The 23,425-nt window shown below is 65.7% G+C and carries 23 protein-coding genes; 14 read left to right on the top strand and 9 right to left on the bottom strand.

All coding sequences use genetic code 11. The features are described 5' to 3' along the window. Nucleotides 1-35 precede the first annotated feature (35 nt). The 5 genes from ACN0SE_RS07490 to cysG are packed head-to-tail and all read right to left on the bottom strand — an operon-like array spanning nt 36 to nt 4,656. Complete coding sequence (locus tag ACN0SE_RS07490) at nt 36-437, bottom strand: DUF934 domain-containing protein (protein ID WP_417523884.1); 402 nt, start codon at nt 435-437, stop codon at nt 36-38. Next, nucleotides 434-1,180: a phosphoadenylyl-sulfate reductase gene (locus ACN0SE_RS07485; protein ID WP_417523883.1), complete on the bottom strand. Its 747-nt coding sequence runs from the start codon at nt 1,178-1,180 to the stop codon at nt 434-436. The genes ACN0SE_RS07490 and ACN0SE_RS07485 overlap by 4 nt, the downstream gene beginning before the upstream one ends. Nucleotides 1,181-1,234: 54 nt before the next feature. Further along, a complete protein-coding gene (locus tag ACN0SE_RS07480) occupies nt 1,235-2,899 on the bottom strand; it encodes a nitrite/sulfite reductase (RefSeq protein WP_417523882.1) in 1,665 nt (554 codons plus the stop codon). 42 nt (nt 2,900-2,941) lie between these two features. Continuing rightward, nucleotides 2,942-3,241 carry a DUF2849 domain-containing protein gene (locus ACN0SE_RS07475; protein ID WP_417523881.1) on the bottom strand — a complete coding sequence of 100 codons (300 nt, stop codon included), beginning with the start codon at nt 3,239-3,241 and terminating at the stop codon, nt 2,942-2,944. Continuing rightward, nucleotides 3,241-4,656 (bottom strand): siroheme synthase CysG, encoded by a 1,416-nt coding sequence (gene cysG / locus ACN0SE_RS07470; protein WP_417523880.1) that lies wholly within the window; start codon nt 4,654-4,656, stop codon nt 3,241-3,243. Before cysG ends, ACN0SE_RS07475 begins: the two co-directional genes overlap by 1 nt. Nucleotides 4,657-4,797: 141 nt before the next feature. Between cysG and ACN0SE_RS07465 the strand changes: the two genes are divergently transcribed. After that, nucleotides 4,798-5,256 (top strand): Lrp/AsnC family transcriptional regulator, encoded by a 459-nt coding sequence (locus ACN0SE_RS07465; RefSeq protein ID WP_417523879.1) that lies wholly within the window; start codon nt 4,798-4,800, stop codon nt 5,254-5,256. A 34-nt stretch (nt 5,257-5,290) separates the two neighbouring features. Here ACN0SE_RS07465 and ACN0SE_RS07460 read toward each other — a convergent pair whose 3' ends face one another. The 4 genes from ACN0SE_RS07460 to ACN0SE_RS07445 are packed head-to-tail and all read right to left on the bottom strand — an operon-like array spanning nt 5,291 to nt 8,978. Further along, nucleotides 5,291-6,250 (bottom strand): hypothetical protein, encoded by a 960-nt coding sequence (locus ACN0SE_RS07460; RefSeq protein ID WP_417523878.1) that lies wholly within the window; start codon nt 6,248-6,250, stop codon nt 5,291-5,293. A gap of 10 nt (nt 6,251-6,260) precedes the next feature. Then, on the bottom strand, nt 6,261-7,526 hold the full coding sequence (locus ACN0SE_RS07455; protein ID WP_417523877.1) for a vWA domain-containing protein: 1,266 nt from the start codon (nt 7,524-7,526) through the stop codon (nt 6,261-6,263). After that, nucleotides 7,519-8,070, bottom strand: a complete 552-nt coding sequence (locus ACN0SE_RS07450) for an AAA family ATPase (RefSeq protein WP_417523876.1) — start codon at nt 8,068-8,070, stop codon at nt 7,519-7,521. The genes ACN0SE_RS07455 and ACN0SE_RS07450 overlap by 8 nt, the downstream gene beginning before the upstream one ends. Further along, nucleotides 8,067-8,978 carry an AAA family ATPase gene (locus ACN0SE_RS07445; protein ID WP_417523875.1) on the bottom strand — a complete coding sequence of 304 codons (912 nt, stop codon included), beginning with the start codon at nt 8,976-8,978 and terminating at the stop codon, nt 8,067-8,069. Before ACN0SE_RS07445 ends, ACN0SE_RS07450 begins: the two co-directional genes overlap by 4 nt. A gap of 210 nt (nt 8,979-9,188) precedes the next feature. Between ACN0SE_RS07445 and ACN0SE_RS07440 the strand changes: the two genes are divergently transcribed. The 13 genes from ACN0SE_RS07440 (at nt 9,189) to radA (ending at nt 23,404) form a co-directional block, all read left to right on the top strand. Beyond that, entirely contained in the window at nt 9,189-10,229 is a 1,041-nt protein-coding gene (locus ACN0SE_RS07440) for a glycosyltransferase family 2 protein (protein WP_417523874.1), read from the top strand. After that, the gene (locus ACN0SE_RS07435; RefSeq protein ID WP_417523873.1) at nt 10,226-10,870 is read left to right on the top strand and encodes a hypothetical protein; all 645 of its coding nucleotides are present in this window, start codon (nt 10,226-10,228) and stop codon (nt 10,868-10,870) included. The genes ACN0SE_RS07440 and ACN0SE_RS07435 overlap by 4 nt, the downstream gene beginning before the upstream one ends. Then, nucleotides 10,867-13,197, top strand: a complete 2,331-nt coding sequence (locus tag ACN0SE_RS07430; protein ID WP_417523872.1) for a glycosyltransferase family 2 protein — start codon at nt 10,867-10,869, stop codon at nt 13,195-13,197. Before ACN0SE_RS07435 ends, ACN0SE_RS07430 begins: the two co-directional genes overlap by 4 nt. Further along, nucleotides 13,197-14,237, top strand: coding sequence for a glycosyltransferase family 2 protein (locus tag ACN0SE_RS07425; protein WP_417523871.1), 1,041 nt, complete (start codon nt 13,197-13,199; stop codon nt 14,235-14,237). Before ACN0SE_RS07430 ends, ACN0SE_RS07425 begins: the two co-directional genes overlap by 1 nt. A gap of 156 nt (nt 14,238-14,393) precedes the next feature. After that, a complete protein-coding gene (locus tag ACN0SE_RS07420; protein ID WP_417523870.1) occupies nt 14,394-15,296 on the top strand; it encodes a phosphoadenosine phosphosulfate reductase in 903 nt (300 codons plus the stop codon). 85 nt (nt 15,297-15,381) lie between these two features. Next, nucleotides 15,382-16,419, top strand: coding sequence for a dihydroorotase (pyrC, locus tag ACN0SE_RS07415; protein ID WP_417523869.1), 1,038 nt, complete (start codon nt 15,382-15,384; stop codon nt 16,417-16,419). Nucleotides 16,420-16,476: 57 nt separating this feature from the next. Beyond that, entirely contained in the window at nt 16,477-17,154 is a 678-nt protein-coding gene (locus ACN0SE_RS07410) for an orotate phosphoribosyltransferase (protein ID WP_417523868.1), read from the top strand. Between the two features lie 223 nt (nt 17,155-17,377). Beyond that, nucleotides 17,378-18,868, top strand: a complete 1,491-nt coding sequence (locus ACN0SE_RS07405; protein ID WP_417523867.1) for a replicative DNA helicase — start codon at nt 17,378-17,380, stop codon at nt 18,866-18,868. A 126-nt stretch (nt 18,869-18,994) separates the two neighbouring features. Next, nucleotides 18,995-20,032, top strand: a complete 1,038-nt coding sequence (gene alr / locus ACN0SE_RS07400) for an alanine racemase (RefSeq protein WP_417523866.1) — start codon at nt 18,995-18,997, stop codon at nt 20,030-20,032. Nucleotides 20,033-20,241: 209 nt separating this feature from the next. Next, the gene (locus ACN0SE_RS07395) at nt 20,242-20,634 is read left to right on the top strand and encodes a hypothetical protein (protein ID WP_417523865.1); all 393 of its coding nucleotides are present in this window, start codon (nt 20,242-20,244) and stop codon (nt 20,632-20,634) included. A 2-nt stretch (nt 20,635-20,636) separates the two neighbouring features. Further along, a complete protein-coding gene (locus ACN0SE_RS07390; RefSeq protein WP_417523864.1) occupies nt 20,637-21,092 on the top strand; it encodes a paraquat-inducible protein A in 456 nt (151 codons plus the stop codon). 170 nt (nt 21,093-21,262) lie between these two features. Next, complete coding sequence (locus ACN0SE_RS07385) at nt 21,263-21,991, top strand: DNA repair protein (protein WP_417523863.1); 729 nt, start codon at nt 21,263-21,265, stop codon at nt 21,989-21,991. Between the two features lie 45 nt (nt 21,992-22,036). Next, nucleotides 22,037-23,404, top strand: coding sequence for a DNA repair protein RadA (gene radA, locus ACN0SE_RS07380; RefSeq protein ID WP_417523862.1), 1,368 nt, complete (start codon nt 22,037-22,039; stop codon nt 23,402-23,404). Nucleotides 23,405-23,425 lie beyond the last annotated feature (21 nt).

The raw sequence follows: 23,425 nt of genomic DNA, 5'->3' as shown, positions 1-23,425 counted from the left end.
GTCGCGCCCTGCCCTGCCCCGGGGTTCGGGAAGGCTCAGCCGCGGGCGCGCAGCCGCGACTGGTAGTCGTGGCCCTGCCAGTCGGCGCGGAACTGCCATTGGTCCTCGGGCTGCCGGGCGGCGAGATCGGCGGAGATCTCCACCTCGTCAAAGCCCGCGCGGCGCGCCATGGCGTATTGGTCGGCCAGCACGTGGCCCTTGGCACGCAGCCGGCCGGTATAGCCCTTGAGCCGCAGGAGCCGCGCGATGGTGAAGCCCCGGCCATCGGCGAAGCTGGGGAAATCCACCCGGATCATCTGCACCCCGGGAAGCCTGTCGGCCAGCGCCTCGACATCGGCGTCGGGGGCGAGGTCAAGCGCCGTTGCGCTGTCGAAATCCTCGAACCAATCCTCGGGTTGAAAGCCGGTATCGCGCACGATCACTGGTGTCTCGGTCATGCTGTCTCTCCTTTTCGCACCATCTTGCCGTTGACAAAATGGATGCCGCATTCTTCTTTCTCTGCCCCGCGCCAGCGTCCGGCGCGCGGGTCCTCGCCCGGTTTCACCTTGGAGGTACAGGGCGCGCAGCCGATGCTGGGATAGCCCTGGGCCACCAGCGGATGGCGCGGCAGGCGGTTTTCGTCCATGTAGGCGGCCACGTCCCCCGGCGCCCAGAAGGCCAGCGGGTTGACCTTGATGCGGCCAGTGGCATCCTCGATCTCGAAGAACTCCATCTGCGCCCGGGTACCGGATTGGAAGCGCTTGCGCCCGGTGATCCAGCCGTCGAACCCGGCCAGAGCCCCCTCGAGCGGCTCGGTCTTGCGCAGGGTGCAGCAGGCGTCGGTGTCGCTCTGGTGCAGCACCCCGTCGGGGTCGCGGCGCGCCACCTCTGTCGTCGAGGCGCGGATCGTCTGGACGTTCTTCAACCCCAGCCGTTCAGCGACCTCGGTCTGATAGACCAGGGTCTCGGCAAAGAGCATTTCGGTGTCGATGAAGAGCACCGGCGTCGCGCGGTCGACCATCGCCACGAGATGCAGCAGCGCCACCGATTCCGCCCCGAAGCTCGAGACCATGGCGATCTTGCCGAACTCGGGCCGCGAGAGCGCCGCCTCGAGCACCGAGGTCGCGCCGTGGTGGCGGAACTCGGTGTTGAGGCTGGCGATGGTGTCGCGCAGGTCTGTTATGTCGGTGACATGGGTCACTGGTTCGCCCTTGCGTATTTGGAAAGAGAAGAAACCTTTGACGGGTTTGCCGTATCAGGCCGCCTTCTCGCGTGCTTGCGGGTAGAGAAGCGCCTTGAACGGCTCGGCTCCGAGACGGCGATAGGTCTGCAGGAAGGTCTCCTCGGCGCTGTCGCGCAGGTCGAGGTAGCCCACCACCAGCCGTTCGATCGCCGGAACGATCTCGTCCGCGGAAAAGCCGGGGCCGGCGCGTTCGCCGATGGCCGCGGTTTCGGTGCCGTCGCCGCCGAGGGTGATCTGGTAGTTCTCCACCCCTGCCCGGTCGAGCCCGAGAATGCCGATGTGGCCCACGTGGTGATGGCCGCAGGCGTTGATGCAGCCCGAGATCTTGATCTTGAGCGCGCCGATGTCGTGCTCGAGCTTGAGCTCGTCGAAGCGGGTGGCGATCTCCTGCGCGATCGGGATCGAGCGGGCGGTGGCCAGCGCGCAATAATCCATGCCGGGGCAGGCGATGATGTCCGAGACCAGGCCGATGTTGGCGGTGCCGAGACCGGCGGTCTTGAGCGCCTGGTAGAGCGCCGGCAGCGCGTCTTTCGGCACATGCGGCAGGATCACGTTCTGCTCGTGGCTGATGCGCAGCTCGTCATAGGCGTGCGTCTCGGCGAGATCGGCCATGATCCGCATCTGCGCCGCGGTGGCATCGCCCGGAGTATTGCCATGCGCCTTGAGCGAGATCGAGACGATGGCGTGATCGGCGCGGCGGTGCGCGGTGATGTTGGTGTCGACCCAGGACCGGAAGACCGGGTCGTTGCTGTAGGCGGCCTCGAAGGCGGCGGTCGAGCCCTCGCGGAAATCGGGCGCTGCGAATTGCGCCTCGATGCCGGCCAGCATTGCCTGATCGACGCCGCCGAACTGCGGCTTAAGCAGGGCAAAGCGCTCTTCGACCAGCTGCTGGATCTTCTCCAGGCCGTTCTCGTGCACGGTGATCTTGATCCGCGCCTTGTACTTGTTGTCGCGGCGGCCGAGCAGGTTGTAGACGCTGACGATCGCCTCGAGATAGGGCAGCAGGTCGGCCTTGGGCAGGAAGTCGCGGACCACCTTGCCGATCATCGGCGTCCGGCCGAGGCCGCCGCCGACAAAGACGCGGTAACCGGTCTCGCCGTCCTGTTCGACGATCTCGAGCCCGATGTCATGCGACTTGATCACGGCGCGGTCATTCGGGGCTCCGGTGACGGCGATCTTGAACTTGCGCGGCAGGAACTGGAACTCGGGGTGATCGGTCGACCATTGCCGCACCAGCTCGGCGGTGGGGCGCGGGTCTTCGATCTCGTCTGCCGCGGCGCCGGCGAAATGGTCCGAGGTCACGTTGCGGATGGTGTTGCCGGAGGTCTGGATGGCGTGCAGGTTCACCTCGGCCAGTGCGTCGAGCATGTCGGGGATATCCGACAGTTTCGGCCAGTTGTACTGGATGTTCTGACGCGTGGTGAAATGGCCGTAGCCCTTGTCCCACTTCTCGGCCAGCAGCGCGAGCTGGCGCATCTGGGCCGAGTTCAGCGTGCCATAGGGGATCGCCACGCGCAGCATGTAGGCATGCAGCTGCAGGTAGACGCCGTTCATCAGCCGCAGCGGCTTGAATTCATCCTCGGTCAGAGAGCCGTCGATGCGGCGTTCCACCTGGGCGCGGAACTGGCGGTTGCGCTCGGCGAGGAAGGCGCGGTCGAAGTCGGTATAGCTGTACATGATCGGTCCTTGCGTTGGGCTGGGGCGAGATCCTTGCGGACCTCAGCCTTCGGCCTGTTTGCCGTGGAAATAATTCGAGGGTCCGGTGCGGCGGAATTCCTCGCGGAAGTGGCTGGGCTCGGGGCGGCCGTCCTTGACCGCCACATCGGCGAGGTAGACGCCAACCGCTTCGGCGTGGCGCGACGAGGCGTCGAGCAGGCGTACCTCGGCGTGGGCCTCGTCGGTGATGACCTCGGCCTCTTTCAGGGTACGGCTCCAGCGGTCATCCTCGGTGAGGTAGATCACGTCGCCTTCGATCAGCGCATTGGCGGTGATCACCTTGGGGGTAAACGGACGGGGCATCAGGCAAGCTCCTGTGTCAGGGTAAGGTCTTTGTCGGCCAGCGCCTGCTGGGCAAGCGCCGCTTCGCGCGGGGCGAGGCCGTAGAAGGTGAGGGCCGGGCCGTCGACGGCGGCGGCGGCCAGATCGGCGGGCAGATCGGCCAGCCGGGTCTCGAGGATGCGCTGGTCGGCGCGGCTGGCGTTTTCGACGATGGTCACCGGGGTGGCCGGATCGGCACCGTGCATCAGCAGTCTACCTTGGATGAACCGGGCGGATTTCTTGCCCATGTAGATCGCCGCGACCTCGCCCTCGCGGGCCAGAGTGCGCCAGTCGTGATCGGCAAAGCCCTTGGTGTCATGGCCGGTGAGAAAGCGGACCGAGGAGTTGCGGCCGCGCTTTGTCAGGCTCTGGCCGATGGCGGCCACAGCGGCCGAGGCCGAGGTGATGCCGGGGACGATGTGCCAGCTCAGACCGGCCTCTTCGACGGCGTCGATTTCCTCGTCCAGCCGGCCAAAGACCGTGCTGTCACCCGATTTCAGCCGCACCACCTGGGCGCCGCGGCGGGTGTGTTCGACGATCAGCGTGTTGATGTCGTCCTGCTTGGTCGAGGGGCCGAAACCCTCCTTGCCGACGTCGAGCAGCGTGGCTTCACGGCGGGCGAGCTCGAGGATCTCGGGGCTGATCAGCCGGTCGTGGATCACCACGTCGGCCTCGTCCAGCGCCCGGCGGGCCTTGAGCGTCAGCAGCTCGGGATCGCCCGGGCCGGCGCCGACAAAGGCCACGTGGCCCTTGCGCGACTGGCGCGACAGGTGATCGGAGAGCAGGTCCTTCAGGGCGTCATCGGCGCCGGCGGCCCCTTTTTCGTCAAAGGCGCGGGGGCCGGCGTTGAAATAGTAATCGGCCCAGAAGTCGCGGCGAGCGCGGCCCATCGGCAGGGCATCGGCCATCTTGCGGAACGCCTTGCCGATCCGGGCCAGCGGGCCGAGACGCACCGGCAGGCGGGCTTCGAGATCGGCCTTGATGGCGCGGGCCAGCACCGGGGCGGCGCCCTCGGTGCCGATCGCCACGGTCACCGGGTCACGGTCGACGATGGCGGGGGTGATGAATTCGCTGTCATGCAGGTTGTCGACGATGTTGGCCAGCGCCCCCTCGGCGCGGGCGATGGCCGAGGTGCGGGCATCCTCGGCGGCATCCTCGTCAGCGGCATAGAAGAGCCGCGCGCCGGCGACGTCACCCTGCGCCAGTGGACGGCGCACCAGGGTCAGGCGCTGCGCCTCGGCCCAGACCAGGATCTCGTCGGCGGGATTGGCCGCGTAGACCACCAGAGCCGCCTCGGTCTTGAACAGCAGGCGCAGCTTCGCCAGCGCCGCCTCGCCACCGCCCGCAACGACGACACGCTGACCGGCGAGGTTCACGAAGATCGGAAAATGCTGCATAAGACTCTCCTGGTTGCCCTTGGGTGATATATAGGAAATTTTCCTGTTTTCCCGCTAGTGGGTTGCGGATTTAAGGATGATCGTTCTAATGGGAGCCGGAGAAGGAACGCTTGTTTCGAAAAGGCGGGAAAGGCCGGACACATGGCACGTATCGACGACACCGATCGGAAAATCCTCAGGGCGCTGCAGCAGGACGCCAGCCGTTCGCTGGACGAGATTGCCAAGGTTGTGGGCTCTTCCAAGACCCCGGTGTGGAACCGAATCCGCAAGATGCGCGAGGCCGGGATCATCGGCGCGCAGACGGTTCAACTCGATGCCGAGAAGCTGGGGTTCGAGGCCTGTTTCTTCGTGCTGATCCGCACGTCCGAGCACGATGCCACCTGGCAGAAGGCCTTTCTGAAGGCGCTGCAGGAGCGGCCCGAGGTGCAGGAGGCGCACCGGCTGGCGGGCGACATCGATTATATCCTGAAGGTGCGGGTGGCCAATGCGCGGGCCTATGACACCTTCTACCAGGCGCTGATTTCAGAGGTGAAGGTGCACAACGTGACGGCGCTTCTGTCGATGGAAGAGATCAAGTCGACGACGGCGCTGGCGTTGTGAGGCGGGGGGGGCGTGCGGCCTTGAAGGGATGCCCTCATGGCCTCCGAATGAACAATGCTTCGACTTCGCCCCTTAAACCCTCTCGCCAGTCGCGAAGCAGCGCCTCAACGCGTTCGTACATCCAGTTGTGTTGGCGCGGCCAGTCGGCTTCATCCAAGGCGTCTGCCTCCAGCGTACTGAAGTTCTGAAAGAGCCCGCTCCGGTTCTGCTTCCACCGCTCGGGGTCAAGCGATGGATATTGCTTGGAGCTTTTAAGCCATTGCGCGAACACATCGGCATCATGACGGCCTAATGAAAGAAAGACGCCAATCTGGTTTCTCTTGAGCATCCGGTAGGCGTATATCCCGCAATCCTTTAGGGCGTCCTCCCCCGTGAGGGCCATCTTTAGCCAACCTTGGTTCGGAGCTCTGGAGGGCGGGGAAAGGCTATCAGACAAAGGAAACCGATCAAGGAACGCCTGCCAATATTCCATGCGTCGCTGATAGTCCTGCATTTCGTTGGCGCGAAGACGTTCCTTCTGAATGCGCGACCATTCATTCGGGCGGACCACAACTTCGAACTTTGGAGCAGGGACGCTATCGGCGATACGCCAAACTTCAATCTCAACGCCGAAAAATGCGTATTCACGGGGGGTTATCTCGTTCAACCAATCGATGACAGCGCGATGCTCGTCTCTCAGGGTTTCTGCGACCCAGACAACAGTGTGAGCCTCGGCGCCTACGAGGTAAGTCATGATCTGGCCAAGATGCCGATGATCCGAAACCGAAAACTGGTTCTCGATAATGACTGTACGCTCGCCGGCATCCTGGCAAACAATGTCTGCCCGAAAAGAGCCGACGGCAACTTCTTCAGTTATTTCTATAAGCTCCCCAAGGCCCAGCTCGTTGGCCAGCAAGGAAAGGTTCTCAGGAAGCGCAAGCCAAGGTGTGAAGTCATAGTCTTCTTTTGGCCAGACATTCCGAATGTTTAGTTTCTCAAGGCGTCCGATCTGCATAGACAACTATTTAAGAAATTTGGTTGGCCTTTAAAAGTCGGTATTTTTCGCCCGGGTCGTTGGGCTTGGAGATCGCCTCGGCCAGCGCCTCGAGGCTGTCGATGCTGTGACCGGCGCGGAAGGTGTCGACATGGGGCAGCATGGTGCGGATGCCGGTCGCCTTGGCGGCAAAGCCATCCCAGCGCAGCAGCGGGTTAATCCAGACGAGATGGCGCGAGGAGAGGTGCAGCCGCTCCATGGTCTTGTCGAGCGCCTCGGGATCGCCGCGGTCGAGCCCGTCGGTGATCAAGAGCACCACTGCCCCCTGCCCCATCACCCGACGCGACCAGTCACGGTTGAAGTCATGCAGGCAGTCGCCGATCCGGGTGCCGCCCTCCCAGTCCTGCGCCTCGGCACCGGCGGCCGCCAAAGCGGCGTCGACATCGCGTTGGCGCAGGTGGCGGGTGATGTTGGTCAGCCGGGTGCCGAAGGTGAAGGCATGCACCTTGGCCCATCCCGCGCCCTTTTCGTTCGAGACCGCGTGCAGGAAATGCAGGATGGTGCGGGAATAGGTGCTCATCGAGCCCGAGATGTCGCAGAGCACCACGAGGTTGGGCCAGCGCAGGCGCGGTTCCTTGAGCGCCAGCTCCCGCAGCTGGCCGCCGCGGCGCATCGAGAGCCGCAGGGTCTTGCCGAAATCCACCCGATGGCCCTGGCGGCTGGCGCGGGCGCGGCGTGACTTGATCGGCGGCACCGGCAGGGTGAGACGGGCCAGCATGCGCCGCGCGCGGGCCATTTCCTCGGTGCTCATCTGTTCGAAATCGAGACAGCGCAGCTTTTCCTCGGCCGACATGGTGCGCGAGGCGTCAACCTCGATCATCGGCTCCTCTTCGCCCCCTTTCGACGGCTCCTCGGGCTCTGGCAGGTCGGCACCGTCCAGCAGCGCTTCGGCCGCGCGCTTCTCGGCCGCCTTGGCGCTGCGCTCTTCCTGAACGCCGCGGATCGCTGGCAGCATCAGCGACATCATGTGCTCCATGTAGCGCGGATCGCGCCAGTAGAGCCGGAAGATCTGGGTAAAGACCACACGCTGCTCGGGCTTGTTGACGAAGACCGAATGCAGGGTCCAGTAGAAGTCGCGTTTCTCGGTAAAGCCCGCCGCCTCGACCGCACGGATCGCCTCGATCACCCGGCCGGGGCCGATCGGCAGGCCGGCCTTGCGCAGGGCGCGGGCGAAATGGGTGATATTCTCGGTCAGGGCCGGATGGTCCGGCAATTCGAGCGGGGCGTATTCAGGCATCGGTCGCACGCTGCAGGGACAACGCTCCCAGAATTGCGGTGGCGGCCTCTTCTGCGCTCAGGTCGGTGACATCGACGGTGATCGCGCCGGCGGGGCGCAGCAGTCTGTGGTCGGCGCGCAGCGAGGTCAACACATCGGGGTCGGTCAGCTTGCTGCGGGCCTGTCGCGGCGGATCGGTCAGGCGGCGCAGGTTCTCTTCCGGCGAAATCGCCAGGGTCACCGCCAGAAGCGGCGCCCCCCGCGCCTGCGCCAGCGCCTCGGTGGGGGCAAAGAGCTGTCGGTCCCGCTCGGTCTCGGCCAGCGCATCGGTCACCACCAGCGCCACATCCTCCGGCAGCCCGCGGGCCGCGTCGTAGATCGCCCGGCGCAGGCCTTCGCGCAGCCGCGCATGGCGCGGATCGCTGCGGTCGAACAGGGCGCTGGCGGGATCGAGCATCAGGTGGTTGTCGATCAGCCTGCCGCCCAGCGCCGCTGCGAGGCACCGGCCGATGGTCGCCTTGCCCGACCCGGGCCAGCCGCAGAGATGGATGACCGGTGCCGTCATGCCGGCTCGAGCGAGGCGCGAGCCTCGTCGAGGATGCGCTTGGCCTCGGAGCCCTGCAGGCGGGCGATGTCGTCCTGATACTTCAGGATCGCGCCGAGCGTGTCGGAGATCACCTGCGGTGAGAGCGCGATGACGTCGAGCGCCAGCAGGCATTTCGCCCAGTCGATGGTCTCGGCCACGCCGGGGCGCTTGAAGATGTCTTCGGTGCGCAGGGACTGCACGAAGGCCACGATCTCGCGGCTCAGGGTCTCGGCGGCCTCGGGGACGCGGGCGTGCAGGATGTCCATTTCGCGGCTGAAATCGGGGTAGTCGACCCAATGGTAGAGACAGCGGCGTTTGAGCGCGTCATGCACCTCGCGGGTGCGGTTCGAGGTCAGGATGACGATCGGCGGCTCGGGGGCCTTGATGGTGCCGAGCTCGGGGATGGTGACCTGATAGTCAGACAGCGCCTCGAGCAGAAAGGCCTCGAAGGGCTCGTCGGTGCGGTCAAGCTCGTCGATCAGCAGCACCGGCGCGCCGTTTTCATCCGGGCGCATCGCTTCGAGCAGCGGCCGTTCGATCAGGTAGTCGGGGCCGAAGAGCTCCTGTTTCAGCAGATTGCGGTCGGCATTGCCCTCGGCCTCGGCGGTGCGGATCGCCACCATCTGCGCCGGGAAATTCCATTCATAGACCGCCGAGCCCGCATCGAGGCCTTCGTAGCACTGCAGGCGGATCAGCCGGCGGCCGAGGCCCGCGGCGATGGCCTTGGCGATCTCGGTCTTGCCGGTGCCGGGCTCGCCCTCGAGAAACAGCGGCTTGCCCAGGGTCAGCGCCAGGAAGGTCACCGTGCCGAGCGCCCGGTCGCAGACATAATCCTGAGCGCCCAGCATGGTCTGAACCGCGTCGATGCTTGCCGGTAATGGTGTCATGGGGACCCTCTTTGTTGCCGTGCAAGGGCTACACGCCCCCCCTCTCGGGTCAAGGCGACAAAAGTCGTGCAAGCCCCGGCGCAATTGACGCAAGGCCGCTAACATGCGAGTTTTTGCAAAAATATAACCAAGAGGCGGCAGTATCGCGGGACACCGCGATCACGGGGCAGCAATGCAGAGCGTCAGAGACACGGGCCGGAGTGCGACGAGATGCGCATAACCGCCGTGACATGTGTCAAGAATGAAGGCCCGTTCCTGCTGGAATGGATCGCCTACAACCGGCTGATCGGGGTCGGCCAGCACCTGTTCTATTCCAACGATTGTTCCGATGGCACCGACCGGCTGCTCGACCGGCTGGCGGATCATGGCGTGGTGGTGCACCTGCCCAACCCAGCCGAGGGGCGCAACTATCAGATGGAGGCGCTGAAGGATGCGCGCCGGCAGGAAGTGGTGCGCGAGGCCGACTGGCTCTGGGTGGCGGATGTGGACGAGTTCCTGAACATCCACGTGGGCGATCACACCATTCCGGCGCTGATCGCTGCCTGCGGCGATCCGCAGGCGATCTCGGTGACATTTCAGTTCTTTGCCAATGCCGGGATCGAGGCCTTCGAGGACCGGCCGGTGATTGCCCAGTTCACCCGCTGCCACAATCCCGATCTCTGGTGCGGCGAGAGCGCCATCGAGGTCAAGACACTGGTGCGCAAGGACTTTCCTCTGCAATATTACGGTGCGCATCGGCCGTTTCACCGGGTGGGCAAGGTTCCTGCCCCGGTCTGGACGGACGCCTCTGGCCGCGATGTGCCGGAGGCCTTTCTGCAGGCGGCCAACAAGCGGCGGCTGCGCAAGTTTCCCGCCGCCGGCGCGCGCAGCCACGCGACGTTGAACCATTACGCCCTGCGCTCGCTCGACAGCTACCTCGTCAAGAATGACCGGGGCGACGTCAACCGCGAGAACCGCGATTTCGACGACAGCTACTGGCGCGAACGCAACGACGACGCATGGGAGGATCGCACGATCCTGCGGATGCTGCCGAAGCTCGAGGCGCAGATCGCGGTGCTCAAGGCTTTGCCGGGGATTGCTGAGTTGCATGAAGAGACGGTGCGGCTGCACCGGTCGCGCCGCGACGCGCTGGTGCAGCAGGAGGTCTATCAGCAGATGCAGGCACAGTTGCGCGCGGCCTCGACCCTGCCGCCCGAGGAAGAGACGCTGCGCGAACGGATCGGCGATACGCCGGTGTTGGCGCTGCCATGAGCCGGCTGCGCGTCATCAATCTCGGCCTGCCGAAATCCGGCACCACGACGCTGGCGCGGGCACTGCGCAAGGCCGGGCTGCATGTGGCCGATCACCGGATCAAGCCGGTGCAGACCGAGGACCGCGCCCTGCATGGCCGCTTTGTCGGCGAGATGCTCTATGACGGCTATTTCCTGCGCGGTGATCCGCTGCACGGCCTCGACGAGTTCGACGGGTTTTCCGAGATCAGCGCCCTGCGCCCGCCCCGTTCGATCTGGCCGCAGTTCGACTATGGCCTGCTGGCGGCGATCCGCGAGCAGCATCCCGGCACGCGCTTTCTGGCCACCTGGCGGCGGCCCGAGGAGATCTCGGATTCGATGCTGCGCTGGTCGAACCTCGGGACGGAACGCCTGCCCGCGGCGGACATTCCCGGGCTGCCGGCGGGCTATGGCGTGACCAGCCGCGAGCGCGAGACCTGGATCGCCGGGCATTACGCCGCGCTCGAGCGGTTCTTTGCCGGGGCGGAGGATTTCCTGCGTCTCGACGTGGGCGACGAGGGCGCCGCCGCGCGGCTGGGCGCCTATCTGGGGCGCGACGTGCCCTGGTGGGGTCAGGCCAATGCCAACCCGGTGAAGATCGCGCAGGACGAGGAAACCGCATGAAGATCAGCCTCCATATCGGGCCGGACCTCTGGGCCGCGACGCGGCTGCAGGAGGTGCTGGATGCCAAGCGGCGGCAGCTCTTGCGCAGCGGCGTGCTCTTTGCCCGCAGCCCCGGCGCGCGCAATCACACGCGGCTGTTCATGGCGGTCAGCGATCCTGGCACGGTGGACACCCTGCGCCACAACCGCGGCTTTGCTGACCCCCGCCGGCAGGCGCAGCTGCGCGCCGATGTGACCGAGGCGCTGGCGCGCGAGGTCGAGGTCAGCGGCGCCAGCCACCTGATCCTCTCGGCGCATCAGTTCGGCAGCACGCTGCTGAACACGTCAGAACTGGAGCGGTTAAGGGCGGTTCTGCTGCCGATCACTGACGAGATCGAGGTGATCGCCCATGTCGACTGCCCGGCGCGGATGCTGCTGCGGCACTACATCGTGCAGGTGCTCGACGGCCGCCTGCGCTCGCTGGAGCTGGAGCTTCGGCTGGCCGCGCAGCCCGACTGGTGGGTCGCGGCACTGGAGGACCGGCCCAAGGGACGGCCCGATCAAGGCATCTTCCCCGAGGTGCAGATGGCGCCGGCCTGGCTCGATTACCGGGCGCTTCGGGCACATTGGCAGGATGTCTTCGGCGAGGATTGCTTCCGCTTCCGGCCGCTCGACGTGGCGGCGCTCTGCCGCGAGGATGTGACCGAAGAGCTGCGCGAAAGCTTCGGCCTCGACGACCAGATCGGCAAGGTCGAACCGATGGCGCCGCCCGCCATGCCCGCCGCCGAATGGCTGGCCCGCGCACGGCAGTTCAACGACGTGCTGACGCGGCTGCTGGCGCAGGGCGAGCACCGGGTGCCGCGGCAGATCTGGAAGCGGATGCTGGGCGACCTGCGGGTCAGGGGCGCGCCGATGCACCCCGGCTCGCTGACGCCGATTGCCGAACGGTTTGCCGCGGACCTCGCCGCTCTGGCGCAGGACGACCCGGCGCTGGCCCGCGCCTTCACCCCCGATGCGCCGCAACCGACCTGGCAGGAGGTCGAGACGACGCGCGGCTTTCGCGCCTCGCAATACTTGCTGGCCGCCATGCCGCGGATCGAAAAGGCCAGTCGTGACGCCAAGGCCGCCGAGGCAACGCAAAAGGCCAACGGCCGGATCGAGGGATTGTCAGAGGCCGCGGCCGAGGTCATGCCGGCACTGGCACAGGAGAAATTCGCCCAGCTGCGCGGCGGGCCCTTTGCGCCGCACAACCGGCTTGGCCGCGTCAACGAAGAAGAGCTGGCCGCGGCCTTTGCCCCTGCCCCGGCGCGCGTGCTGCCCGAGGGGTCAGCCGGCAATGTCATCGTCGGCTGCATGAAGAACGAGGCGCCCTACATCCTCGAATGGGTGGCCTATCACCGCGCCATCGGCGTCGACAACTTCCTGATCTACACCAACGGCTGCGAGGACGGCACAGACGAGATCCTCGGCCGGCTGCAGGCGTTGGGCCTGCTGGAACACCGCAACAACGAAGTCTGGTCGGGCAAGTCGCCGCAGCAATATGCGCTGAACCAATCGCTCAAGGAACCGGTGATCCAGAACGCCGAGTGGATCATCCATATCGACGTCGACGAATTCATGAACATCCGCTGCGGCAATGGCACGCTGCAGGATTTCCTCGACCGGGTGCCCGATGCCACCAACGTGGCGATGACCTGGCGGCTCTTTGGCCACGGCGGCGTCACCACGCTGGAAGACCGCTTCGTGATCGAGCAGTTCGACCATTGCGCGCCGAAGTTCTGCCCCAAGCCGCACACCGCCTGGGGCTTCAAGACCATGGTGCGCAACATCGGCGCCTATGAAAAGCTCTCCTGCCACCGGCCCAACAAGCTCTTGCCCGAGATGGCCGACAAGGTGACCTGGGTGAATGGTTCGGGCCAGCCGATGGGCGACGAGGTGAAAAAAAACGGCTGGCGCAATTCCAAGCGCTCGATCGGCTATGACCTCTTGCAGCTCAACCACTACGCACTGCGCTCGGCCGAAAGTTTCCTGATCAAGCGTCAGCGCGGCCGGGCGCTGCATGTCGACCGCACCATCGGGTTGAACTACTGGATCCGCATGGACTGGAACGACCACCGCGACATCACCATCAAGCGCAACGTGCCGCGGGTCCGCGCCGAGTTCGACCGGCTGCTCGCCGATCCGGTGCTGGCCGAATGGCACGCAAAGGGGCTCGCCTGGCACAAGTCAAAGGCGGCGGAGTTGCGCGTCATCCCCGAGTTTGCCGAGCTCTACGAGAAAGCCATGGCCCTGCGCCTGACCGGCACCGAACGCGCCGCCTATGCGCTGGCGCTCGATATGGAGACCTGATGCAGGCCACCGCGGTTCTCTGCCTGCGCGACGAGGGCGCCTTTCTGCTCGACTGGCTGGCGCATCACCGGGTGGTGGGGTTCTCCCACGTGGTGATCTGCACCAACGATTGCGCCGATGGCACCGACCTGATCGCCGATCGGCTGGAAGCGCTGGGCGGCGTCACCCACATCCGCAACGATGGGCCTTATGACAAGGGCGGCATCCAGTTCACCGGGCTGAAGCGCGCCGGCAAGCTCAAGCCGGTGCGGCAGGCCGACTGGCTGATGGCGCTGGATATCGACGAATATGTCAACATCCACGCGGGCGATCACCGTCTGGCCGACCTCATCGCCGCCCTGCCCGAGGCGACGGCGATCACCCTGACCTGGCGGCTCTTCGGCAATGCCGGCGAGGTGGGGTATCGCGACGCGCCGGTGACCCGGCTCTTCACCCGCGCCGCGCCAGAGGTGATGCATTGGCCCTGGCGGGCGCAGATGTTCAAGACGCTCTACCGCAACACCGGCAGCTTCCGGCAACTGGGCGTGCACCGGCCGCGGGGGTTGCGTGACGGGCATTCGGTGGATTGGCGCGACGGCGAAGGCCGCACGCTCGACCTGACCTCCCATGACCGGCGGGTGTTCTCGCCGCTGGGCCAGCGCCACACCCGGCTGGCGCAACTCAACCACTATGCGCTGGGCGCGATGGAAAGCTTCGTGCTCAAGGCCGCCCGCGGCCGGGCGGTGCATTCCGACGACCGGCTTGGCATGGACTATTGGTGCGAGCGCAATTTCAACACCGAGGAAGACGACAGCGCCCTGCGGCTGGCCGCCGAGGTGGCCGAAGACCGCGCCCGCCTCGCCGCCGACCCGGAACTGGCGCGCCTGCATGAGGCCGCCGTCGCTTGGCGCCATGCGCGCTTTGCCGAACTGATGCGCGAAGAGCCCTGCCGCGCGCTCTTTGGCCGGCTGCTGATGACCCCGCCCTCGCTGCCCCTGCCGCCCGAAGCCGCCCGCAAGCTGATCGCCCATGCCCGCAAGGCACGTCGCGTAAGCCCCTGAAAGGACGGAATTCGTCAGGAAACTGCCTTGTTCCGCGAGCATTCTTTCCAACTTTCGCCTAAATTGTCGGATAGCCATTGGGGAATTGCGCGAAGATAACGCGTGCGCTCTGAGGATTTGATGATGCAGGACACGCTGAACACATTTGATGCCCCCATGACCGCCTTGCCCAAGGCCAAATGGTTCGGGGCGCTCAAGGACATCGCCGAGGAAGAAGGCTTCTACGCCCCGCTCGGCCCGAAACATGCCGCCGCCTTCATCGAGGAAGGCGACACGCTGCTGGTGACCTTCGAAAGCTTTCAGGGCATCCAGGCCCTGTCGGAGACCGGCCAGCCGCTGGGGTTCGACATGGTGCGGGCGATGGGCTGGTCGCATCTCGGCGTTGTCTGTGACGGCGAGACTTGGTTTCGCACCGAAGAGGTCTACGAGTTCTTTGACGAGCTGACCGACGATGGCTTCTTCGACGAGTTCGACCGGGTGATCTTCTACGGCGCCGGACCCTGCGCCTATGCCGCCACCGCCTATTCGGTGGCCTCACCGGGCGCGACCGTGGTGGCGATCCAGCCGCAGGCCACGCTCAACCCGCGCCTGGCCGGCTGGGATGACCGCTTCACCGATCTGCGCGCGATGGATTTCACCTCGCGTTACGGCTATGCGCCCGACATGTCGCAGGGCGCCGACCAGGTGCATGTGATCTACGATCCGCGCGAGCCGCTCGATGCCATGCACGCCGCGCTGTTTCACGGGCCGCAGACCACGCTGCTGCCGGTCCCGGGCCTCGGCGACACCATCCAGAGCGACCTGCTCGAGATGTCGGTGCTCTACCGCATCCTCGCCAAGGCCGGCACCGGCAAGCTCGACCGCCACAGCTTCTACCGGCTGATGCGGGCGCGGCGCAGCCATCCGGGCTATCTGCGCAATCTGCTTGGCGCGCTCGACCGCGACCGGCGCACCGCGCTGGCCGAACGGCTCTGCCGCTTCGTGGTCTCGCGGCAAAGCGCGCCCAAGTTCCAGCGCCGGCTCGAAGAGATCGAGGCCCGCAAGAAGAAGGCCGGCTGACCCCGCCTCTTCGCGCTCGTAACTTCGCCCAGGCCCGGGCAAAGCCCTCTGGCACCCTTTCCCCGGCTGGTGTAACTGCTGGCGCATGACCCAGAGCCTGACCCTCCGCCGCCCCGACGACTGGCATCTGCATCTGCGCGATGGCGCAATGCTGCGCGCCGTCCTGCCCGAAACCACGCGCCATTTCGCCCGCGCCATCATCATGCCGAACCTGGTGCCGCCGGTGGTGACCGGGGCCGATGCCGCGCGCTACCGCGACCGCATCCTGGCCGCCCTGCCCGAGGGCGCGGACTTCACCCCGCTGATGACGCTCTACCTGACGCAGGACACCGACCCCGACGATCTGGCCGCCGCCCATGCCTCTGGCCTGATCACCGCGGTCAAGCTCTACCCGGCCGGGGCCACCACCAATTCCGCCAGCGGCGTCAAGGACTTCGACAAGGTCCGCCCAGTGCTCGAACGGATGGCCGAGATCGGCTGCCCGCTCTGCGTGCACGGCGAGGTGGTCGACCATGACATCGACATCTTCGACCGCGAGGCGGTCTTCATCGACCGGGTGCTCGACCCGATCCGCCGCGCCACCCCCGGCCTGCGGGTGGTGATGGAGCATATCACCACCAAAAACGGCGTCGATTACGTCAAGGCCAACGACACCGACCTCGGCGCCACGATCACCACCCATCACCTGATCATCAACCGCAACCACATCCTCGTCGGTGGCATCAAGCCGCATTACTACTGCCTGCCGGTGGCCAAGCGCGAAGAACACCGCCTTGCGCTGCGTGCCGCCGCCACCTCGGGCGATGCGCGCTTCTTCCTCGGCACCGACAGCGCGCCGCACACCGATCCGAACAAGGAAAGCGCCTGTGGCTGTGCCGGTTGTTTCACCGCCACCAACACCATGCCACTGCTCGCCCATGTCTTCGAAGAGGACGGCGCGCTCGACAAGCTCGAAGGCTTCGCCTCGCTCAATGGCCCCGGCTTCTACGGCCTGCCGGTCAACGACGCCACGATCACCCTGACCAAGGGCGACCCCCAGTCCTTCCCCGAGAAGATCGAGACCGAGGATGGCCCCGTCACCGTCTTCGATCCGGGCTTCCCGGTGCATTGGAGCGTCACCTGAGCTTCTTCTCTTTCCAAATACGCCACGCCACGCCGGCCACAGGAACGGACCCCTGCCATGATCCCCTCGACCTATCCCGCCAAGGAAGAAATCGCCCGTCTCACCGCCCGCATGCTGCTGGAAATCGGCGCGGTGAACTTCAACACCGATGAGCCTTATACCCTGGCCTCCGGCCTGCCCTCGCCCAGCTACATCGACTGCCGCAAACTGATCTCCTTTCCGCGCATCCGGTCGACGCTGATGGATTTCCTCGCCGTCACGGTGATGCGCGAGGCGGGCTTCGAGGCGTTTGACAATATCGCCGGGGGCGAGACCGCAGGCATCCCCTTTGCCGCGCTGATGGCCGAGCGGATGGCCCTGCCGATGACCTATGTGCGCAAGAAGCCCAAGGGCTATGGCCGCAACGCCCGCATCGAAGGCGCGATGTCCGAAGGCCAGCGGGTGCTCCTGGTCGAGGACCTCACCACCGACGGCGGATCGAAGCTCTCCTTCGTCGACGCGATCCGCGAAACCGGCGCCACCTGCGGCCACACGGCGGTGATCTTCTACTACGACATCTTCCCCGAAACGGTGAAGACGCTGGGCGATCACGGCGTGGCGCTGCACCATCTCTGCACCTGGTGGGACGTGCTGGCCGAGGCCAGGGAACAGGGCCAGTTCAGTGCCGAGACGCTGGCCGAAGTCGAGACCTTCCTCAACGATCCGCGTAAGTGGCAGGAAGCCAACAAGAAATAAATCCACCTGTGGACAACTGGGGACAACCCGGTTGCGACTCACTGCGGAATTCAACATTTGGCAGAGCGCCTTCGATCGGCTACCATATGAGCCGAGGCAAAGGCGCTGTGACCCAAGGTCACGAAAGTTATCCCTGCGGAGCATCCACAGGGTTATGCAGATGGATTGGTGCTCCCGGTTTGGCTAGAACAACCTCCGTGGGGCAAAGACAAGAGCGGGCAATATGAACGAGATCACGACGATCAATCCAACAGGCGTGGAGATTCAGTCCGAAGAAACCATGCCGCATTCCATCGAAGCCGAGCAGCAGCTTCTGGGGGCCATTCTTACCAACAACGACGTCTACGACCGCATCGCCTCGATCATCGGCGCGCGGCATTTCTACGAGCCGGTGCATGCGCGGATCTTCGAGATCGCCGCGGCCCGGATCGCGAAGAACAACCTCGCCTCGCCGGTCACGCTCAAGGCTTTCATGGAGGACGACGAGGGCCTGCAGGAACTGGGCGGCGCGGCCTATCTGGTGCGTCTGGCAGGCGCTGCGGTCAGCGCCTTTGCGGTGCGCGACTATGCACAGATGATCTATGACCTCGCGGTGCGCCGCGACCTGATCGGTCTGGGCCGGGACATCTCGGCCAAGGCGGCGCGGGTCGATGTCGCCTCGGAACCGCGCGAGCAGATCGTCGAAGCCGAGCAGAAGCTCTACAAGCTGGCCGAACAGGGCCAGACCGAGGGCGGCTTCCAGTCCTTCCTCAAGGCGGTGACCGACGCGGTCAACGTCGCCAACGCCGCCTATCAGCGCGAAGGCGGTCTGGCCGGTGTTTCCACCGGGCTTGACGACATGGACCGCAAGCTCGGTGGTCTGCACCCCTCCGACCTTCTGATCCTTGCCGGGCGGCCCTCGATGGGCAAGACCTCGCTGGCCACCAACATCGCCTTCAACGTCGCCAAGGCCTACAAGCGCGGCATTCGCCCCGACGGCAGCGAAGGCGCGATCGACGGCGGCGTGGTGGGCTTCTTCTCGCTCGAGATGAGCGCCGAGCAGCTGGCCGGCCGGATCCTCGCCGAGGCCTCGGAGATCTCCAGCCACAAGATCCGCCAGGGTGACATGACCGAAGAGGAATTCCGCCGCTTCGTCGATGCCGCCAAGGCGCTGGAGGCCTGCCCGCTTTACATCGACGACACGCCGTCGATCCCGATCTCGCAGCTGGCCGCCAGGGCGCGGCGGCTCAAGCGGACGCATGGTCTCGACCTCCTGATCATCGACTACCTGCAGCTGGCGCGCGGCACCGCCGACAACCGGGTGCAGGAGATCGCCGAGATCTCCATGGGTCTTAAGGCCATCGCCAAGGAGCTGAACATCCCGGTGATCGCCCTGTCGCAGCTGTCGCGTCAGGTCGAAAGCCGCGAAGACAAGCGGCCGCAGCTCTCGGACCTGCGGGAATCGGGCTCGATCGAACAGGACGCCGACGTGGTGATGTTCGTGTTCCGCGAGGAATACTACAAGGAACGCGAAAAGCCCGGCGATCACGAGCTCGACAAGATGGCCGAATGGCAGGAGGCGATGTCGCGCCTGCACGGCAAGGCCGAGGTCATCATCGGCAAGCAGCGTCACGGCCCGATCGGCACCGTCGAGCTGAGCTTCGAAAGCCAGTTCACCCGCTTCGGCAACCTCGCCAAGCCCTGGCAACAGGACGGCGGCGGTCAGAACTACTAGGAATAATCGAGCGAGGGCAGGTTTGCGGGCCGGGGCAGGCAAGGCCCGGCCCGCAGTCATTTGCGGGGCGGTTTTCGCGCGCAATTCCCACTTGACCTTGACCCGAAGCGGACCGACTAAGCGGCCATGGCACAGGCGATACTGACAATCGATCTCGAGGCGCTGCGCGGCAACTGGCGCGCGCTGGCCGCGCTTTCCGAAGGCGAAACGGCGGCCGTGGTCAAGGCCGACGGCTATGGCCTTGGGGCGGCCCAGGTGGCGCGCGCGCTGGCCCAGGCCGGCGCCCGGCGCTTCTTCGTGGCCCTGGCCGAGGAAGGCGCGGCATTGCGCGCGGCGCTGGGCCAAGGGCCCGAGATCCTGGTGTTCTCGGGCCATATGCTCGGCGACACCGCGCTGATCCGCGATTTCGATCTGGTGCCGCTGATCAACAACATCGACCAGATGCTGCGCCACGTCGAGGCCCTGCCCGGCGCGCCCTTCGGCATCCAGCTCGACAGCGGCATGAACCGGCTGGGCATGGAGCCCGCCGAATGGGCCGCCCTGCGCGACATCGCGCTGGCGCAGAACCCGGTGCTGGTGATGAGCCATCTGGCCTGCGCCGACGAGCCCGACCACGCGATGAACGCCCGGCAGCTGCAAAGCTTCCGCGACATGACCGACGGGATCGAGGCGCCGCGCTCGCTGGCGGCCACCGGTGGCTGCCTCCTGGGCGCGGACTATCACTTCGACCTCACCCGGCCTGGCATCGGCCTGTATGGCGGGTTGCCCTTTGCCGACGCCGCCCCGGTGGTGAGCCTCGACATCCCGGTGATCCAGACCCGCGAACTGCAGCGGGGCGAGACAGTGGGCTACGGCAACACCTTCACCGCCTCCCGCCCCAGCCGCATCGCCACCATCGCGGCGGGCTATGCCGACGGGCTCTTGCGGGCCATGGGGCCCAAGGCCAGCCTGATGGCCGGTGATACGCCCTGCCCTGTGGCGGGACGGATCTCGATGGACCTGATCGGCGTCGATGTCACCGCATTGCGCCAGGTGCCAGAGAGCCTGTCGCTGCTCAACCGCCATCAGACCGTCGACGTTCTGGCCGATTGGGCCGGCACCATCGGCTACGAGATCCTCACCTCGCTGGGCGCGCGCTACACCCGGGTCTATCACGGCGCCTGAGGCTTTTGGCCTCTGACGGGCTGACAGGCGGCGGTGCCGGGTTACATGCAGCCGCACGATCCGGCGAGACACCGCGCAGGCCATTGCAGACCCGCAGGGAATCATCATCTTTGACGAGAACTCGGCCCCGCGGCCGGAGCAGGACAGACCGGGAGCGACCAATTGACCCTCACTCATGACAGGCGCCACGCGCCTCAGGCGGCAGACTGATGGGGTTCCTGCAACCAAGCCCGGCGGTCATGGCGCTGCTCAGCCTCCAGACCTTCTTCTACCTGCCGCTGCTGGCAATGCTGGCCGCCGCCCGCGCCGGTGCCGCGCGCGGTCCCAGTCGCTGGCTTGGGCTGGCGAGCCTTGCTCTGGCGCTGCTGGGGATGGCGGCGCATTTCGTGCCGCCGCTCTTCAACCTCTACACTGGCACCCTGCCGCAAGTCGCGGCCATGGTGACAAAACCGCTGGGCGGCATGGCGCTGCCGCTGGTAGCCTCGGCGCCGCTCATCGCCTCGGCCTTTGCCGCTGGCCGGGCCTGGCGCTGGGTGGACGTGGTGCATGTCCTGCTGCTGGCGGTGCTGATCGGCCTCTGGGGCTACACAAGGGTCTATTGACCGTGCAGACCCGGACATACGGGCTGGTGCGCTGGGTCAACCTGTCGCTGCTGCTGCTCTATCCGCTGGCCTGGGCCGCGCCGCTGATGCAGGCCGGGCTGCTGCCGCTCTTCGGCCTCGAACAGATAAGCGTGCTGACCGGTCTGCGCTCGCTCTGGGCGACCGACATCTTTCTGGCGCTGGTGGTGACGCTCTTTGCGCTGGTCGCGCCCTACGTGAAAACCATCGGTCTGGCGCTCGTGCATTTCGGCCGGGCGGGGACGCATCTGCTGCCGCTGCTGTCGTTTCTGGGCAGGCTGGCGATGGCCGACATCTTCCTGATCGCGCTTTATATCACCGTGACAAAAGGAATCGGTGTCGGGCGCATCGAAACCCAATGGGGTCTCTACCTGTTTAGTTCCTGTATTTTGGGGTCAATCTGGTGCTCTTCCGTCACAAAACGCGACAAAACGAAATAATGATCACGTAACAACGGCAAAGGTTGACGCATCATTAAATACTTCTAGGTCGAAAAGTCGCAGGCCTTCATACTCATCTGGGCCGCCCACATTCAGGATCCTAGGGGGATCAGATGCGCAACATTCAAACTACACTTCGGCTGGCAGCCGTCGTTTTCCAAATGATCTTCATGGCAATCTACGCGATCGCCGGCCTTGCGTTGCTAGGCTATACAATCGCGAGCGCCCTGGGGCAAGCACCCTGGCTGTCCCTACCCCTGCAGTTCGGCAGCAATCCGCCGGTCGATCTCGGCTGGATCGTCCAGATCGCCGTCACTGCACTGGTTCTCGGCCTTGTCGTCTACCTGCCCACGAACCAGCGTATCCTGCGTCTTGAAACCACCCATCGCCGCTTTTCGATCAACATGCAGGACGTGGCCCGCGCCTATGATGCGGTGCACAAGGCCGACCGCGAGGGCGTCTTCAAGCTGAAATCCGAGTTCGACGCCGTGCGCGAACGGATGATCTTTCTGCGCAATCACCCCGATCTCAGCGTGCTCGAGACCGACCTTCTCGAGGTCGCGGCACAGATGGGCGCGATCAGCCACGAACTGGCCGAAGTCTATTCCGACGAAAAGGTCGACCGGGCCCGCTCCTTCCTCACCCAGCGTCAGCAAGAGGTGAAGATGATCGAGGACCGTCTCGAAGAGGCCAAGGTCATTGCCAACGACATCCACAAGTGGGCGATGCGCGTCGAGATCGAGGAAGATGTCGCACGCTCGGAAATCCAGCGCCTGTCCGAGCTTCTGTCGGACGTGATGCCGGAACTCGACCTGCCTCCCGGTGCCGACATGCGCCAGGCAAGCCGGATGGCCAATGGCCGGATGATCGAACTGGCCGGGCGTCAGGCCGCCGAATAACCCAAGAATGCTTGGCAAGGCGTCAGTCCTCGGGCATGACGCCTTATGGCCAAGTCGAAACAAACCTTCTCCTGCACCGCCTGCGGCAATGTCACGACGAAATGGTCCGGGCGGTGCGAGGCCTGCGGCGCCTGGAACTCGATCACCGAAGACGCGGGGATCTCCACCGGGCCGGCAGGCAAAGCCCTGGGCGAGGCGCGCGGCCGCAAGGTCGCGCTCTCCGATCTTTCCACCGAGGAAACCCCGCCGCCGCGCACCCATTCCGGCATGGACGAGCTTGACCGCGTGTTGGGCGGCGGTCTGGTGCCCTCGAGCGCCATCCTCGTCGGCGGCGATCCCGGCATCGGGAAATCCACGCTTCTGTTGCAGGCCGCGGCAAAATTCGCCGATGCGGGGCTCAAGACCGTCTATATCTCTGGCGAAGAGGCCAGCGCCCAGGTGCGGATGCGCGCCCAGCGGCTGGGGCTGACCAAGGCCCAGGTCCGGCTTGGGGCCGAGACCAACCTGCGCGACATCCTCACCACGCTCGACCAGGAGCGACCGCAGCTGGCCATCATCGACTCGATCCAGACCATGTGGGCCGACAACGTGGGCTCGGCCCCCGGCTCGGTCAGCCAGGTGCGCGCCGCGGCGCATGAGCTGACCTCCTTTGCCAAGCGCAAGGGCATGTCGGTGATCCTGGTGGGCCATGTCACCAAGGACGGCCAGATCGCCGGGCCTCGGGTGGTCGAGCACATGGTCGACACCGTGCTCTATTTCGAGGGCGAGCGCGGCCACCAGTTCCGCATCCTGCGCGCGGTCAAGAACCGCTTCGGCCCGGCCGACGAAATCGGCGTCTTCGAGATGACCGGCGCGGGCCTGCAGGAGGTCCTGAACCCCTCGGCGCTGTTTCTCAGCGAACGCGGCACCCCGGCCCCCGGATCGGTGGTGTTCTCCGGCATCGAGGGCACGCGCCCGGTGCTGGTCGAGATGCAGGCGCTGGTGGCGCCGACGCCGCATGCCCAGGCACGGCGCAGCGTCGTCGGCTGGGACGGCTCGCGGCTGGCGATGATTCTCGCGGTGCTCGAGGCGCGCTGCGGCATCCCCTTTGCCGGGCTCGACGTTTACCTCAACGTGGCCGGCGGCATGAAGGTCAGCGAACCTGCCGCCGATCTGGCGGTCGCTGCTGCGCTGCTTTCCGCGCGTGAAGATGCGGCTTTGCCGCCAGAAACCGTTGTTTTCGGAGAAATCAGCCTATCTGGTGCCCTGCGGCCGGTGGGCCAGAGCGAAAACAGGTTGAAAGAAGCCGCCAAACTTGGTTTTACGTCCGCGATCGTGCCCGAGGGTGGCAAGATGTCGGGCGATGCCGGGCTGACACTCAACCGCATGGCCGATCTGACCGCATTCGTAGGCGAAACGTTTGGTGCCGGTTGAGGCGCCGCTGAGGGCAGTGAA

Origin of the sequence: Marinovum sp. (assembly GCF_048263515.1) — a bacterium.
Taxonomy (GTDB): domain Bacteria; phylum Pseudomonadota; class Alphaproteobacteria; order Rhodobacterales; family Rhodobacteraceae; genus Marinovum.
This window is presented reverse-complemented; position numbering and strand designations above follow the sequence as displayed.

What these genes read in the sequence shown, in the direction of transcription:
- ACN0SE_RS07490 (WP_417523884.1), bottom strand. Translation starts at nt 437, where the DNA reads ATGACCGAGACACCAGTGATCGTGCGCGATACCGGCTTTCAACCCGAG.
- ACN0SE_RS07480 (WP_417523882.1), bottom strand. Translation starts at nt 2,899, where the DNA reads ATGTACAGCTATACCGACTTCGACCGCGCCTTCCTCGCCGAGCGCAAC.
- ACN0SE_RS07475 (WP_417523881.1), bottom strand. Translation starts at nt 3,241, where the DNA reads ATGCCCCGTCCGTTTACCCCCAAGGTGATCACCGCCAATGCGCTGATC.
- cysG (WP_417523880.1), bottom strand. Translation starts at nt 4,656, where the DNA reads ATGCAGCATTTTCCGATCTTCGTGAACCTCGCCGGTCAGCGTGTCGTC.
- ACN0SE_RS07465 (WP_417523879.1), top strand. Translation starts at nt 4,798, where the DNA reads ATGGCACGTATCGACGACACCGATCGGAAAATCCTCAGGGCGCTGCAG.
- ACN0SE_RS07460 (WP_417523878.1), bottom strand. Translation starts at nt 6,250, where the DNA reads ATGCAGATCGGACGCCTTGAGAAACTAAACATTCGGAATGTCTGGCCA.
- ACN0SE_RS07455 (WP_417523877.1), bottom strand. Translation starts at nt 7,526, where the DNA reads ATGCCTGAATACGCCCCGCTCGAATTGCCGGACCATCCGGCCCTGACC.
- ACN0SE_RS07450 (WP_417523876.1), bottom strand. Translation starts at nt 8,070, where the DNA reads ATGACGGCACCGGTCATCCATCTCTGCGGCTGGCCCGGGTCGGGCAAG.
- ACN0SE_RS07445 (WP_417523875.1), bottom strand. Translation starts at nt 8,978, where the DNA reads ATGACACCATTACCGGCAAGCATCGACGCGGTTCAGACCATGCTGGGC.
- ACN0SE_RS07440 (WP_417523874.1), top strand. Translation starts at nt 9,189, where the DNA reads ATGCGCATAACCGCCGTGACATGTGTCAAGAATGAAGGCCCGTTCCTG.
- ACN0SE_RS07435 (WP_417523873.1), top strand. Translation starts at nt 10,226, where the DNA reads ATGAGCCGGCTGCGCGTCATCAATCTCGGCCTGCCGAAATCCGGCACC.
- ACN0SE_RS07430 (WP_417523872.1), top strand. Translation starts at nt 10,867, where the DNA reads ATGAAGATCAGCCTCCATATCGGGCCGGACCTCTGGGCCGCGACGCGG.
- ACN0SE_RS07425 (WP_417523871.1), top strand. Translation starts at nt 13,197, where the DNA reads ATGCAGGCCACCGCGGTTCTCTGCCTGCGCGACGAGGGCGCCTTTCTG.
- ACN0SE_RS07420 (WP_417523870.1), top strand. Translation starts at nt 14,394, where the DNA reads ATGACCGCCTTGCCCAAGGCCAAATGGTTCGGGGCGCTCAAGGACATC.
- pyrC (WP_417523869.1), top strand. Translation starts at nt 15,382, where the DNA reads ATGACCCAGAGCCTGACCCTCCGCCGCCCCGACGACTGGCATCTGCAT.
- ACN0SE_RS07410 (WP_417523868.1), top strand. Translation starts at nt 16,477, where the DNA reads ATGATCCCCTCGACCTATCCCGCCAAGGAAGAAATCGCCCGTCTCACC.
- ACN0SE_RS07405 (WP_417523867.1), top strand. Translation starts at nt 17,378, where the DNA reads ATGAACGAGATCACGACGATCAATCCAACAGGCGTGGAGATTCAGTCC.
- alr (WP_417523866.1), top strand. Translation starts at nt 18,995, where the DNA reads ATGGCACAGGCGATACTGACAATCGATCTCGAGGCGCTGCGCGGCAAC.
- ACN0SE_RS07395 (WP_417523865.1), top strand. Translation starts at nt 20,242, where the DNA reads ATGGGGTTCCTGCAACCAAGCCCGGCGGTCATGGCGCTGCTCAGCCTC.
- ACN0SE_RS07385 (WP_417523863.1), top strand. Translation starts at nt 21,263, where the DNA reads ATGGCAATCTACGCGATCGCCGGCCTTGCGTTGCTAGGCTATACAATC.
- radA (WP_417523862.1), top strand. Translation starts at nt 22,037, where the DNA reads ATGGCCAAGTCGAAACAAACCTTCTCCTGCACCGCCTGCGGCAATGTC.